10 protein-coding genes are annotated in these 14,188 nt (G+C 58.9%); 1 reads left to right on the forward strand and 9 read right to left on the reverse strand.

Translation table 11 applies throughout. From position 1 onward, the window contains the following. Positions 1-51: 51 nt before the first annotated feature. Entirely contained in the window at positions 52-1,173 is a 1,122-nt protein-coding gene (locus B2P82_RS05120; protein WP_290495604.1) for an endo-1,4-beta-xylanase, read from the reverse strand. Positions 1,174-1,305: 132 nt separating this feature from the next. Between B2P82_RS05120 and B2P82_RS05125 the strand changes: the two genes are divergently transcribed. After that, positions 1,306-3,027, forward strand: a complete 1,722-nt coding sequence (locus B2P82_RS05125) for a glycoside hydrolase family 43 protein (RefSeq protein ID WP_290485397.1) — start codon at positions 1,306-1,308, stop codon at positions 3,025-3,027. Between the two features lie 73 nt (positions 3,028-3,100). Here B2P82_RS05125 and B2P82_RS05130 read toward each other — a convergent pair whose 3' ends face one another. From B2P82_RS05130 to B2P82_RS17090, 8 genes are all read right to left on the reverse strand, one after another. Next, positions 3,101-5,677, reverse strand: a complete 2,577-nt coding sequence (locus B2P82_RS05130) for a glycoside hydrolase family 3 protein (RefSeq protein WP_290495607.1) — start codon at positions 5,675-5,677, stop codon at positions 3,101-3,103. A 76-nt stretch (positions 5,678-5,753) separates the two neighbouring features. Then, positions 5,754-7,181, reverse strand: a complete 1,428-nt coding sequence (locus B2P82_RS05135) for a sugar porter family MFS transporter (protein WP_290479172.1) — start codon at positions 7,179-7,181, stop codon at positions 5,754-5,756. Between the two features lie 229 nt (positions 7,182-7,410). Beyond that, entirely contained in the window at positions 7,411-7,791 is a 381-nt protein-coding gene (locus B2P82_RS05140; RefSeq protein ID WP_290495609.1) for a hypothetical protein, read from the reverse strand. Between the two features lie 98 nt (positions 7,792-7,889). Next, a complete protein-coding gene (locus tag B2P82_RS05145) occupies positions 7,890-8,924 on the reverse strand; it encodes a DUF3137 domain-containing protein (protein ID WP_290495610.1) in 1,035 nt (344 codons plus the stop codon). A 67-nt stretch (positions 8,925-8,991) separates the two neighbouring features. After that, entirely contained in the window at positions 8,992-10,719 is a 1,728-nt protein-coding gene (ilvD, locus tag B2P82_RS05150; RefSeq protein WP_290495612.1) for a dihydroxy-acid dehydratase, read from the reverse strand. A gap of 62 nt (positions 10,720-10,781) precedes the next feature. Then, positions 10,782-11,771 carry an isoaspartyl peptidase/L-asparaginase family protein gene (locus tag B2P82_RS05155; RefSeq protein WP_290495614.1) on the reverse strand — a complete coding sequence of 330 codons (990 nt, stop codon included), beginning with the start codon at positions 11,769-11,771 and terminating at the stop codon, positions 10,782-10,784. Positions 11,772-11,814: 43 nt separating this feature from the next. Then, the gene (locus B2P82_RS05160) at positions 11,815-13,761 is read right to left on the reverse strand and encodes a valine--tRNA ligase (protein ID WP_422653697.1); all 1,947 of its coding nucleotides are present in this window, start codon (positions 13,759-13,761) and stop codon (positions 11,815-11,817) included. After that, positions 13,758-14,188 (reverse strand): class I tRNA ligase family protein (locus B2P82_RS17090; RefSeq protein WP_290495615.1); only part of this gene is annotated, 431 nt, incomplete at its 5' end. The genes B2P82_RS05160 and B2P82_RS17090, both read right to left, overlap by 4 nt.

Below are 14,188 nucleotides of genomic sequence, written 5' to 3' on the forward strand. Positions count from 1 at the left end.
TTATGTAATTTTTTCAAGACGATTCAGCCAGATGGGGTAATGTGGCGCAGTTCACGCACGGGTTGGCGCAGCCTTGAGCGCGGCCGCGACGGCGTCACGCATCAGCTTGGGGCGATAGCTGGAATCGTAAAGAGTCGGTCGTTTCTCTATCCCGTCTTCGCGCGGTTTGAATCCCTGCAGCCAGCTGTGATTATCCGCCAGACCCCACATCAACAGATCCTTGGTCTCCCGATAGCTGAACATCATGTCGAGATAGTCCCGCGTAAACGCGGCAATCTCCTGGTCGCGCTGAACAATGCCAGGAGCCATCATCGAGTCATTCACATCGAATTCGGTGAGGTAGATGTCCAACCCCATACCGATGGCCTCTTCCACGAAGTCCCGCCAGACTTTTTGCTGGGTCGGCGTAAAGGCCGAAGGCGGTGCATCATTGGAATGACTTTGAATGCCAAGTGCATCAATGGGTGCGCCGTTGCGTTTCAAACGCTCGAGCATGCGCAGCACGCCTGTGCGATGTTTTTCGTGGCTGGGCTCCCAGCTCATATAGTCGTTGTACGCCAGCGTTGCGTCCGGCGCTGCTGCGCGTGCCGTGCGGAACGCGAACTCCAATACGTCCGGCCCCATGACTCGGGTAAAAGAGGTTTCACGGATATCGCCGGTTTCCGGGTCAATAGTCTCGTTCACGACATCCCAGGAATAGATGAAATCAGCATCCCGCGACGCCACCGCTGTGATGTAACCGCCCAGGACGGCCTCCGCTTCCGAGGCGTTCGCAAAATCTGAGTCATTGATCCAGTCCGGGAGCCATTGCGGATGCTGCCACAGCAGAGTGTGGCCCCGCATACCGAGATTGTTCGCTTTCGCAAACGCCACCAGCGTATCGCCCGGCGTCCAGTTCATGGCATCCGGGGTTGGCTGAATCGTGTACATCTTGTGTTCGTTTTCGGCTACGATGACGGCGCAATCTCGCAAGACAATATCGAGATAAGCTGGATCGGAGACCTCGCGCACATCCATGGCCGTGCCGAAACGGATGCCCTTTGCGGCGGCCAAATCCTTCAACGGCTCGGAACCCGTCCCAAGTTGCACGGCTGGCCCGCCTGCCGACGTGCACGCTGCACCCGTTGCCGACGCCATCAGAGCGAGCGCATGGCGTCTTGTAAATTTGGACATCGAATTCCTCCCGGTTGATTTCGGCTCTTGGCGGCCTTGGCATAGCGATAATGATAACGCTATCATATCGTGAATTGAAACCGGGTCCATACCGGTAGAACGACAGAGGGAGTCGGAAGCGTGATTATTCAAATGCGACATTGGAAGGCGTTTGCCAGTTTCGGGGCGATCGCGATCGCAGCGTCGTGCGGCAGTGTCAGTGCGCCTGCGCCTGCGCCTGCGCCGCTGGAAACATCGGAAGCCCGCTTCTCCTATCTGACATATAGCGGCACTGACCCGATCTTTGATCTGCCCGTCTCCGACAGTCAGGCTCGGAATCCGATCCTGGCCGGATACTATCCAGACCCCAGCATCGTGAAAGTCGACGCCGACTACTACCTCGTGAACTCATCCTTTACCCACTATCCGGGTATCCCGATCTTCCACAGCCGAGACCTGATCAACTGGACCCAGATCGGAAATGTGATCGACCGGCCGGACATGCTCGACTTTTCCGGGCTGACCGTGTCGCGAGGTGTGTTTGCGCCGACAATCGAATTCCATGGCGGCGTCTTCTACGTGATCAATACCTGCGTGGATTGCGGCGGCAATTTCGTCGTGACGGCTACCGACCCTGCCGGGCCATGGTCCGACCCGATCTGGCTACCCCATATTGGCGGGATCGACCCGTCGCTTTTCTTTGACGAGGACGGCAAGGTCTACATCCTGAACAATGACGCCCCTGAGGGCGAGCCCCTCTATGAGGGGCATCGCGCGGTCTGGATCCGCGAAGTTGATGCACAAACGTTCGAACCGGTTTCGGATGCGGTCGTAGCGGTGAATGGCGGCCTGGACTTGTCCGAACAACCCGTCTGGATCGAGGGGCCGCATCTCTACAAGGTTGATGGCAAGTACGTGCTTAGCGCTGCTGAAGGCGGAACAGGCCCGCAGCACTCGCAGGTGATCCTCATCGCGAAGTCCCCCTTGGGGCCGTTTACGCCCCATCCCGATAACCCGATCCTGACGCAACGCGACCTACCGGAAGACCGGGCCGAACCGATCACTTCGGTTGGCCATGCTGACTTCACCCAAGATTCTGAGGGCAATTGGTGGGCCGTATTCCTTGGCACGCGCCCCTATCAAGGCAACGAATACAATACCGGCCGCGAAACTTTCCTCATGCCGGTGTCATGGGACAATGGTATCCCACGCATCACCAAGCCCGGCGACGTCATCCCGCACGTCATTGATCGTCCCGCCCTGCCGGCGCAGCCGAAGGCTTCTTTGCCGCTGACTGGTAACTTCACCTATACGGATGAGTTTGAGGAAGACGTACTTCCGCTGCACTGGCTGACGGTCAGAATACCTGCCCAGAAAGCGTATCGACTGGAAAATGGCGAACTCGTTCTGGAAGCGCGCGCAGACGGAGTCGGCAGCCCTGGACAGCCTTCCTTTCTCGCGCGGCGGCAGCAACACACAAATGCTGAAGCCTATACAGAGGTCTCTTTCGTGCCGGAAGATAGTGACGACGAAGCGGGAATTGCCGCTTTCCAGAATGATGCGGCCTATTATGCGCTCGGCTTGTCGATGAGTGAAGACGGGAAAGCGATTGTGCGGCTGCGCAAGCGCGCTGGTGACGCGACAGACAAGGACGGTGAGATCGTCGCAGAGGTCCCTGCAGCCGCGCCTTTGGGGGCCTCCCTCAAACTGCGGATCGTATCACGGGGCCCTGAGATCGACTTCTATCAGGCTGCCCGAGGCGACGACTGGGAGCCCGTGGCACTCGGCGAAGACAGCACAATTCTGAGCACGGAAAAGGCTGGTGGGTTTGTCGGTACGCTTCTCGGTGTTTATGCCCAGTCCGCCGGAGACTGATCATTAAAAATGAAAATGGCGGCCTTCGAACGAAGGCCGCCATTTGATTTCAGACCTATCTTTCAGGCTGGCGCTATTCAGAGCAACCTTGATCACGCTCGGAAGGTTCGAAGCGGATGTCCGCCACTGCCACTGTCCCAGCATCCATCGTTCCGATAACCGCCGGGATCTGCACGGCAGTAAGGTCAGTCAGACCGAGACAGGCCGCAGGCGCTCGGTATTCCGCCCAGTCGGAACCTGTGACGGTGATCTGCTCAACGGCTTCGCAATTGCCATTCTGGTCGCAAGAGCCACTGACGGATATGACGTGCTCCCCGCCATCCGGCACCTTGGCTGCGATTACGATGTCCAGCGCGGCGTCGCCAGCCGCATTCAGATTGACCGGATTGGCAAAGGAACCAATGGACAGGACGCCAGTCGGATCCGACCATGAAAGCACCAGTCCATCCTCCTGAATTTCGTAGTCCGTCCGACTGATCGAAAGGCCCGCCAGTTCGGTAAGCCCCGGCTGCAGCGTCGTGTAAGCCCCCTCAAACGCGAGGAGCGCGCCCCAGCGGTCTCCTGGGCGTCCGCGCCTGAACAAGGTCCGCGGATCCGCATTGCCCATGAGGTCTTCGGACAGCCCCGGATCTTCACTCAGCTCCCCAAGCTCGGTTGCTTCGGAGGCATAGCTGAGGCCGTACCCGTAAGCGAATAGCGGCTCATAAGGTGTGTCTTCCGAATTGAGACGCGACGGCTGAGCTGTCGCCGGCCATGAGAAGGAGAGACGTCCCGTGAAGTCGTAGTCTGGTTCCGTCTGGAATAGCACATCGGCAATCCCGGCACCTTCAGAGCCCGGGAGCCAAGCTGCTACGAACGCATCGGAGTCATTGAGTTCGGGGTTTACCCAAAGCGGCCGACCCGACAGGAAAACCGACACGACCGGCACGCCCTTGTCCTGGAAGGCTTCGAGCTTGCTTGTGTCAAAACCATTCGGCACAAAATCCATCGTCCGAATATCGCCGATGCCTTCAGCGTATGGATTTTCTCCGTACACAGCAATTACAACATCCGCATCTACATCGGACTCTCCTGTGGGGTCGAAGATCAGCGTTCCGCCGCCCGGCAGCAGCGCATCCTCAATACCTTCCAGAATGGACTGTCCATTGGGGAAGTGGCCATTGTCATAACCACCGCCCTGCCAGGACAAGGTCCAGCCACCAGCGGCCTTGGTGATACTGTCTGCACCATCACCGATCACGAGAACGGTTTGCTCCGTGCTGAGCGGAAGGAGATTGTCATTGTTCTTCAGCAAAACGAGCGATTCCCGCACGGCGCGGCGGGCGATCTCTCGGGCCTCGGGCGTTGCCATCAGGCTCTCGTCGTTCGCTCCAGGGCGTTCGCTCGGCGCAGGCTTGTCGAAAATGCCATAGGCGAGCTTCACACGCAGGACACGGCGCACGGCATCGTCGAGACGCTCCATCGGGATGTTGCCATCCTTGGCGTGCTGGAGCGTACTTTCATAGAGCCCCTTCCAGCTGTCCGGTGCCATGTACATATCGAGCCCAGCATTCAACGACTGTGGACAGTCAGTATTCGTACAACCCGGCACCTGACCGTGACCATTCCAGTCACCGACAACAAAGCCAGTGAAACCGAGGCGGTCTTTCAGCACTTCGGTCAGCATGACGTGGCTGCCATGCATCTTGACACCCTGCCAGCTGGAGAATGACGACATGACGGTCTGCACACCGGCTTCAAGCGCGGTGAAATAGCCTTGGGCGTGAATGTCGATAAGTTCCTGTTCGGTGGCGAGCGTCTCGCCCTGATCGATGCCATCTTGTGTACCGCCGTCGCCGACATAGTGTTTGGCACTGGAAATGACACGGCCCTCGCCGAGAAAGTCCTCATCATCCGGACGGCCCTGCAATCCGTAGACGATCCGTTCGGCATATTCGCGGACAATTTCGGGGTTTTCTGAATAGCCCTCATAGGTGCGGCCCCAGCGGTCATCGCGCGGAGTGGCGATCGTGGGGGCAAATGTCCAATCATGGCCGGAGACAATGAGTTCCTCGGCGGTAATGCGGGCAATGTCTTCGATCAGGTCCGGATCATTGGCAGCGCCAAGACCAATATTGTGCGGGAAGATGGTCGCACCAAGCAGGTTCGCATGGCCATGCACGGCATCGATACCCCAGATGACGGGGATGGCGATTTCAACACCTTCTGGATCGACCGAGGCGTGCCAATAAGCGTCCGCATCCGCGAGCCACGCGTCCATGGACGCGAACGGTTCGTCACCGGGCGCCGAGCTGCCACCACTGAGAACGGACCCAAGGCGATAGGACTTTACTTCTTCGGGGGTCACACTGTCGCTGTCCGCCTGGATGACCTGACCGACTTTCTGCTCCAGAGTCATCTTCGCCATGATCTCGTCAATGCGCGCTTCGATCACAGGGTCGAGATCCGGCACAGTGATTTCGGGCCAAAGTTCTGGTGTTGCAACGAGATCCTGCTCAGTCATGAGCGCGGTCTGCACGGGCTCTGCAGCTACCATGGTTTCGGTGGCATCGGCATCGGTCGGCGTATGGCTACACGCAGCAATGAGCGCCACACTAACCACGCCGCCGAGCAGCGAAATGATTGACGATTTCCGGACAGCCTTGGCCATCGCGACCTCCCTTATTCAGTTTTTAAAAAAATGCCCTCGCCGACAGATCGGCGAGGGCGGAATGTATATGCCGGGCCTAACCCTGCATTTCCTCGAGTTCGAGACCTTTGGTTTCCCTGACCGCCTTGAAGACGAAGAAGACGGAAATCAGCGCACACACAGCGTAGAAACCGTAAGCACCCGCCAGACCGATACCAGCCGTTGCCAGCATGATCGGAAAGGTCATCGTGATCGCGAAGTTGGCGATCCATTGCGCAAAGCCGGAGATGGCGAGACCTGCGCCGCGAACCTGGTTCGGGAACATCTCACCAAGGGCGACCCACATGACAGGGCCCCATGACGCGTTAAAGAACACAACATAGGCATTCGCGGCGAGCAGAGCGATCAAGCCAAAGCTGCCGGGCAGACTGACTGCCCCATCAATCGTGACCGCTTGTGAGAAGCAGAATGCCACGATGGCAAGTGTGACCGTCATACCGACCGAGCCGATCCACAATAGTGGTTTGCGACCGATCCGGTCGATCAGCAGCAGCGCAATGATCACGGCAATAATCGAGACCGCACCGGAAATGATGTTGATCAGCAAGGCGTCGCTTTCGGAGAAGCCAACCGCCTGCCAGAGCACGGCGCCATAATAGAAGACGACATTGATACCAACAAGTTGCTGGAACACGGCAAGACCGATACCGACCCAGACAATGGGTTTGAAACCGAATTGACCAAGCGCGTCCTTGAGGGACGGCTTGTGATCATTGGCAAGCGACTGCTCGATCTCGTCGACCTTGCGGTGAGCGGCCTTGGCACCAGAGAGACGCGAGAGCACCGAACGCGCCTTGTCTGTAGAACCTTGTGCCACGAGGTAGCGCGGGCTTTCCGGAATGAACAGAAGAGCCACGAGGAAGAATGTAGCCGGCAGCAATTCCATCCAGAACATCCAGCGCCACGCTTCAAAGCCGAGCAGCCATTCATTCATGGCAGACCCGCCAGTTGCTTGCGCGATCAGATAATTGGACACGAATGCCAGAAAAAGCCCGCTGATGATGGCGACCTGCTGGATCGACGTGAGGCGACCGCGATATTTGGCCGGAGCAACCTCGGAAATATAAGCTGGTGACATGACGCTTGCCGCGCCGACCGCAAGACCACCAATGATGCGATAGACGACAAATTCCGCCGACGAGCCCGCCACACCGGAGCCCCATGCGGAGATTATGAAACAAACCGCAGCAACGATCATCATCGTGCGACGACCGAACGCATCCGACAATGTGCCTGCCAGTGCCGCGCCAACTGCACAGCCAAGCAGCATGGAGGCAACGTTGAAACCTGTGCCCATTTCTTGCGAGTTGAAGGCAACACGGAGACCATCAACAGTTCCGTTGATGACGCCTGAGTCAAAACCAAAAAGAAATCCGCCGATCGTGGCGACGGCGGTGATCAGCAGAACCTGGCCAAAACTGCCCTGTCCTGTATCCATATTTACAGTCGATGATGCGTCGCTCATACCGCGCGCCCTCCCTTGTTTCGCGGCAGGCAACCCCCTGCCCGCTTTTTGCTTATGCCGAAGTCTAGCCTCGAATGTTATCGCCAACAAGAAGTCTATCAAAATTGAGTTGTCAACGTTGACAAGTGTTTCTGCTGCAACGGCTCCTACGAGTCGGGGCGACGACGATGTGCCAGTTGCGCATCATCGCAGGCTGAGGTCCAGCACGAATGGAGAAGGGAATTGCCGCCTATTTGGCGGTGGCGCAGCTCTGATTATATGAGGCAATGTCCTGATTGAACTGGCGTGCAACGGCTTGCAGCCCACGCTCTTTTGCCATCAGCTCCTTCCTGGCAGTCTGATAGGCAGACTTGGTCTCATCAGCTGTCGCAGCGTGCGCAGGCGAGGCCAAGCGATGGATTTCGGCGTCTTCCCAAACCTCACCCAACTCTTCCACACGGGTCGCCAATTCATCACGTTTGGCCTGCAGCGTTTCGATATCCGCCTTCTTCGGCGCCATGGTTGCCGCCATGGCATTGCACCGCTTCACGTCAGCAGTCGTCATCGCCTGAGCGACGGCTGTTTGTGCAGCAATGACAAGCATGAAACTGGCGACAATGGATTTCATCATGAAACGGGACCTCTTGCTAAGTTCACGCTTTTTATGGCGGAAAGTCACTGAAGCAAAGCTGAACGCTGTTGCCCCCGAACCGCCTCATTTGAACGATCTCAGTCGCGCTCCTGGCCTTCACGGGCACGACCGAGAATGACAGCATCCATGATGCGGAATATGGCCGCAAAATCGGTCAGCAATTCCCGGACGCGATCCACACTATCGAGGGGTTTGAACATACTGCCAGGCTCAAACAGGTTCCCTCCCTCCAGCGTGATGAACATCTCTCCACCATCAAAACACGCCTTCAGCCGACCGCCGTGGAATGCCTTTTCCAAGTCGACAAGATTTTGCATGAGGTCCGGCGTCAGGAGGTAGCGGCTCTCCACCTGATCGGTGGTGTAGACCTCAAATATCTTTTCAAACACCGGGTCTTCCAGCATGGCACGGGACATGCCCTTTCCCCCGCCAAATCGGTTGAAGAAGCCCGAATCACGCGTGATCAGCGTGCGGCCATAGAAGCGCTTGGAAAACTCGAAGCGCAGGCATTGGCCCTTGAAGACCGTTCTCCAGCGGGTTTGCGTATTGCCTTTGGAATCGGTGGACGTACTGCGCTCTTCGAGATGCGCCTCGAACAATTCGAAATCCACGCCTTTGCGCCGTCCCGTCAGCCGATCCTCATAATTGGCGCGGTCCCAGCTGGGCACGATTCCAACATCATGATGCTTATAGATAGAGTCGACAGAGCCGGGCTCCGCCAAGAATTGCAAACCAAGCTTTCGCACAACGGGCAGGACAATCAGATCCTTGGCTTCCTTGCCAAGTCGACGCACATCGCGGCCTCCCCAGTACAGATAGCCCACACCGACCACCACAGCGATGATTGCGGCGAAGGGATGCCGAACAAGAAACACGCCGGCAAGCGCACCGATAACAGCAACCGCGATCCCCACATAGCGGGCTTGTCGCGCCTTCGCGACGGCGACTTGTCGTTCGGCCTCACGAGTCAAAAGCGTTGGCCTGATCTCATCCTGGAACAGGCGGGGAAACTCCTGGAATTCCTCTGGAAGATCGCCCAATGCCTTTACAACATCCGGATCGACAGGAGGTTGTGACGGGAGTGAATCGGTCGATGGCATATCCTGACTCATCTGGGGCGGCCTCTCATAAACAGACCGCCCCAGTTAAGCTTGGATTCCGTGACAGGTAAAACCTGTATCAGATATCGGCGTAGACGTGCCGCTCACCCGCGAAGCCCGGATGGGTCGTCGCGCCCTTGTGTGCAGGGCCGACCAGCGCGGCAAATTTTTGCAGCGCACCGGAGCCATAGGCCGTTATACGCGGCTTCCACTGACGTTTGCGGTCTTCCAGCTCAGCAGGCGTCAGGCGGACATCAATCGTGCCTTTTTCGGCATCGATCGTGATGATGTCGCCATCCTTCAGCAGGCCGATGGGGCCGCCTTCCTGCGCTTCCGGTCCGACATGGCCAATGCAGAAGCCACGCGTTGCACCGGAGAAGCGACCATCAGTAATCAGGGCCACCTTGTCACCCATGCCCTGACCGTAGATCGCGGCCGTGGTCGACAACATCTCCCGCATACCGGGGCCACCCTTGGGGCCTTCGTATCGGATGACGAGAACTTCGCCTTCCTTGTAGTCGCGGTTGGACACGGCTTTGAAACAGGCTTCCTCGCCATCAAAGACGCGCGCCGGCCCGGAGAATTGCAGCGTGTGCAGTCCGGCCACTTTCACGATGGCGCCATCGGGGGCGAGCGATCCCCACAGGCCAACGACACCGCCGGTTGGCGAGATCGGATCGGTTGCCGGATGGATGACCTTCTGGTTCGGATCCCACTCGATGTCTTCAAGATATTCGGCCCAAGTTTGGCCGGTGACCGTCAGGCAATCACCATTGATCAGGCCGGATTCGTGCAGGGTCTTCATCAGCATGGGCACGCCGCCCGCTTCGCCGAAATCCTTGGCCACATAGTCGCCGCCGGGCTTCAGATTGGCGATATATGGCGTTTTCTGGAAGATCTTCGCAACGTCTGCGAGATCGAATTGAACGCCGCACTCATGCGCCATGGCGGGCAGGTGCAACGCAGCATTGGTTGAGCCCCCCGTCGCCGCAACAACGATGGCCGCATTCTCGAAAGCTTCGCGCGTACAAATATCGCGCGGGCGCAAATTCTTCTCGACCAGTTGCATCACCACTTCACCACTGGCCACAGCATAGCCGTCACGGTCGGTGTAAGGCGCTGGCAGCGCCGAGGAGAGCGGCAGGGCGAGGCCGATGGCTTCAGAGACGCAAGCCATCGTGTTCGCGGTGAACTGGCCGCCACACGCCCCGTCGCCCGGACAGGCGACCTTTTCCAGCGCGTGGAGCTTCTCGTCAGTCATGGAATTCGATCCAGCGGCGTGCGCCCCTACGGCTTCAAACACGTCGAGCACGGTGACGTCCCGGCCCTCATAGGAGCCCGGCAGGATCGAGCCGCCATAGAGGAAGACGCTGGGCACGTTGAGGCGCAGCATGGCCATCATCATGCCCGGCAGGGATTTGTCACAGCCGGCAATGCCGACCAGCGCATCATAGGAATGGCCACGCATGGACAGTTCGACAGAGTCCGCAATCGTGTCGCGGCTGACCAGCGAGGACCGCATGCCCTCATGCCCCATCGCGATGCCATCGGTCACTGTGATGGTGCAGAATTCGCGCGGAGTGCCGTCGCCCTTCTTGACGCCTTCGGAAGCCGCATGCGCCTGGCGCATCAGGGCTGTGTTGCACGGCGCCGCCTCGTTCCAACAGGACGCGACGCCGACGAGGGGCTTCTGGATGTCCTTGGTCGACAGGCCCATGGCGTAGAGATAGCTGCGATGCGGCGCGCGCTCCGGCCCTTGCGTAACGTGGCGGGAGGGCATTTTCGATTTGTCCCAAGTCTTGCTCATGACGGTCCTATCCTGTGTGTTCTGCAATGCCCCTAGCGCGCAATCCTGTTGCGGAAAAGGGACTATTCGCCGCCATAGATGGCAGTTCTTGCCCCTGAAGCATCCACGACCCCACGATACATGCCTTCGGAGTTGAAGACGAAGGCATATCCACCGTCACCATCGAGGACGATCACGCCACCATCGCCGCCGAGTTCTGCGACTTCTGCGAGCGCGGATTCGGCGGCCGATTCAATCCCGTCGCCCGCTAGTTTCACCCGGTCGCAAATGGTCTTTGCCACGCCCACGCGGATGAAATATTCGCCGTGTCCAGTTGCAGACACGGCGCAAACGCCGTTCTCGGCATAGGTCGCTGCGCCAATCAGCGGCGAGTCCCCGATCCGGCCCGCTGCCTTGGCTGTCATGCCGCCGGTCGTCGTCGCCGCGGCAAGATTGCCGTCCTGATCGATCGCGACCGCGCCGACGGTGCCATGACGGTCGGCGGCGGTCCGTACGCGCTCTTCGAGCACGCGCTCCAGAGTCTGCCTGCGCCGGTCCGTGTCGAAATAGGAATTGTCAACCATATCGAGGCCCTGCGCTTCAGCAAAAGCGTCGGCCCCTGATCCGGCGAACATGACATGTTCGGACTTGTCCATCACGGCGCGGGCCGCCTTGATCGGGTTGCGCACGCGGGTGACGCCAGCGACGGCGCCGGCATTGCGGTTCCGGCCATCCATGATCGACGCGTCGAGTTCGTGCGTGCCTGCGGCAGTAAAGACCGCGCCATAGCCGGAATTGAACAGCGGATCGTTTTCCATCGGGATGACCGCCGCCTCGACAGCGTCCAGCGCGCTACCACCGTTTCGGAGCACGGCTGCGCCAGCTTCCAACGCAGTCTCCAGCGCGGCGGTATAGACCGCTTCCTTTTCCGGGCTCATGCCTTCGCGGGTGATCACGCCTGCACCGCCATGGATCACCAGCCGCCACTCGGTCATGGTGGGCCCAGGGTCCGGGGTCGCAGCGCATGCGCCGAGGAAGACCGCCGCAGCGATCACCAGTTTGCGGAAATTCATGAGAGCAACTCCTGTTCATGCTGAAACAGGATGCCCGCATAGGTCAGAGACCTTCAAGCCCCTTGCGGGCAGCTTTCAGCTTTTCCCTGCGCGCGGACCAGTCACGGATCCGCTCACGATTCTCTTCAACAATCTCTGGCGGGGCGCGCGAAACGAATTTCTCGTTTGAAAGCTTGCCCTCGGTGGATTTGATGTCCTTGTCGAGTTGGGCCAGCTCCTTGTCGAGCCGATTGCGGGCCTCGTCGATGTCGACAATGTCGGCCACCGAAAGCGCAGACATGGTCTCGCCGATGACCGCAGTCACCGCACCTTCGGGGGTCGCATCCGTCATCGAGATGTCTTCAAGGCGCGCAAGGCGCTTCAGGACGTCCTCATGGCTCATCGCGCGGTTTTCGATTTCCGCGCCGGCATTGACCAGGGTCAGCGGCAGCTTGGAGCCCGCCGGAACGCCCAGATCGTTCCGGAGCGAGCGCAGCTCGGTAATCATGTCGATCACCCAATTGATCTCTTCCGCGGCAGCCTCATCCGTGAACGGCTCAGTCGATGGCCAAGACTGGTGCATCAGGAAGCCCTTGGCCTCAGCGCGGCCCTCAGCGCGGCGTTCCCACAACTCTTCCGTCACGAACGGCATGAAGGGGTGGAGCAGCTTCAGCGATTCATCCAGCACATAGCCGCAGACCATGCGGGTTTCCTGCTTGGCGGCATCATCCATGCCCGCCAGCAGCGGCTTGATGAGTTCGAGATACCAGTCGCAGAGCGTGTTCCAGATGAATTTGTAGAGCGCGCCCGCAGCTTCGTTGAATTTGTAGTCCTCAATGCCCTTGCTGACTTCTGCCGCGCATTGGGAGAGTTCGGACAGGATCCAGCGGTTCACCGGGCTTTCGACCCTCGCATAGTCGATCTCGCCGGGCGCGCCGCACTCATTCATCTCGGCAAAGCGGGCCGCATTCCAGAGCTTGGTGGCGAAGTTGCGGTTGCCTTCGACGGCCTGTTTGGAGAGACGGATGTTGCGCCCCTGCCCGGCCATGCGGCCCATCGTGAAGCGCAGTGCGTCGGCGCCGTACTCGTCGACCAGTTCCAGCGGGTCCATGGCATTGCCCTTGGACTTGGACATCTTCTGGCCCTTCTCGTCGAGCACGAGGGCGTGGATGTAGACGTCCTTGAACGGAACTTCCCCCATGAATTCGAGGCTCATCATCATCATCCGGGCGACCCAGAAGAAGATGATGTCGAACGCGGTAACAAGCGTCGCGGTCGGGAAGAAGGTGTCGAGATCGACCGTCTTGTCCGGCCAGCCCTGTGTGGAAAACGGCCAGAGGGCGGAAGAGAACCAGGTGTCGAGAACGTCTTCATCCTGAACAAGCTTCTTGCCTTTGCCGGCTTGCGCTTGAGCTTCCGCTTCGGTGGACGCAACGTAGGCATTTCCATCTTCGTCATACCAGGCCGGAATCCGGTGTCCCCACCAGAGTTGGCGGGAGACGCACCAGGGCTGGATGTTCTCCATCCAGTTATAATAGGTCTTCTCCCAGTTCTCGGGGATGAACTTTGTCTTGCCATCTTTCACAGCGGCGATGGCAGACTGGGCCATTGTCTTGGCATCGACATACCACTGGTCCGTCATCCACGGTTCGATGACGACATTAGACCGGTCGCCGAAGGGCTGTTCGATCTTGAGGTTCTCGATATCCTGTAGCAGCTCCGCGTCCTCGAAAGCCGAGACAACTTTCCGGCGTGCGTCAAAGCGATCCAAGCCGCGATACTCAGCCGGAATGCCGGCCGTGTCAGCCTCTTCGCCGTCCACGATATGCGCGGTCGCATTCAGGATGTTCAGCGGTGTGTGGCCCGCGCGCTTGCCGACTTCGAAATCGTTGAAATCATGCGCGGGGGTGATCTTCACGGCGCCAGAGCCCTTGTCCGGATCAGCATACTCATCCGCAATGATCGGTATACGACGGCCAACAATCGGCAGTTCGACAAACTTGCCAATCAGGCCTGCATAGCGCGGGTCTTCCGGGTGCNNCCGAGCATGGTTTCCGGGCGGGACGTGGCAACGACAATGTAGTCGCGCATCTCCTGATCCACGACATTGCCGTCTTCATCCTTGACCGGATGCAGATAGGTGACGCCATCGGCGAGCGGGTAGCGTAGATGCCAGTAATGGCCCGGCACTTCGCGCTGGTCGACTTCAAGATCCGAGATCGCAGTCTGAAAGTGTGGGTCCCAGTTCACGAGCCGCTTGTCGCGATAGATCAGACCCTTCTTGTGGAGCTCGACAAAGACCTTCGTCACCGCGCGCATCATGCTGTTGTCGGGATCGTTGCGGTCGCCCATTGTGAAGGCTTCTTTTGACCAGTCGCAAGACGCGCCGAGACGTTTCAGCTGGCCGACAATGGCACCGCCGGATTCCTCTTTCCAGT

The sequence above is a fragment of the Hyphomonas sp. UBA4494 genome, from assembly GCF_002388935.1.
Taxonomy (GTDB): Bacteria; Pseudomonadota; Alphaproteobacteria; order Caulobacterales; family Hyphomonadaceae; genus Hyphomonas.

Coding starts and splice junctions, on each gene's coding strand:
- B2P82_RS05155 (WP_290495614.1), bottom strand. CDS start 11,771: ATGAATTTCCGCAAACTGGTGATCGCTGCGGCGGTCTTCCTCGGCGCA.
- B2P82_RS05140 (WP_290495609.1), bottom strand. CDS start 7,791: ATGATGAAATCCATTGTCGCCAGTTTCATGCTTGTCATTGCTGCACAA.
- B2P82_RS05145 (WP_290495610.1), bottom strand. CDS start 8,924: ATGAGTCAGGATATGCCATCGACCGATTCACTCCCGTCACAACCTCCT.
- B2P82_RS05135 (WP_290479172.1), bottom strand. CDS start 7,181: ATGAGCGACGCATCATCGACTGTAAATATGGATACAGGACAGGGCAGT.
- B2P82_RS05120 (WP_290495604.1), bottom strand. CDS start 1,173: ATGTCCAAATTTACAAGACGCCATGCGCTCGCTCTGATGGCGTCGGCA.
- B2P82_RS05125 (WP_290485397.1), top strand. CDS start 1,306: ATGCGACATTGGAAGGCGTTTGCCAGTTTCGGGGCGATCGCGATCGCA.
- B2P82_RS05130 (WP_290495607.1), bottom strand. CDS start 5,677: ATGGCCAAGGCTGTCCGGAAATCGTCAATCATTTCGCTGCTCGGCGGC.
- ilvD (WP_290495612.1), bottom strand. CDS start 10,719: ATGAGCAAGACTTGGGACAAATCGAAAATGCCCTCCCGCCACGTTACG.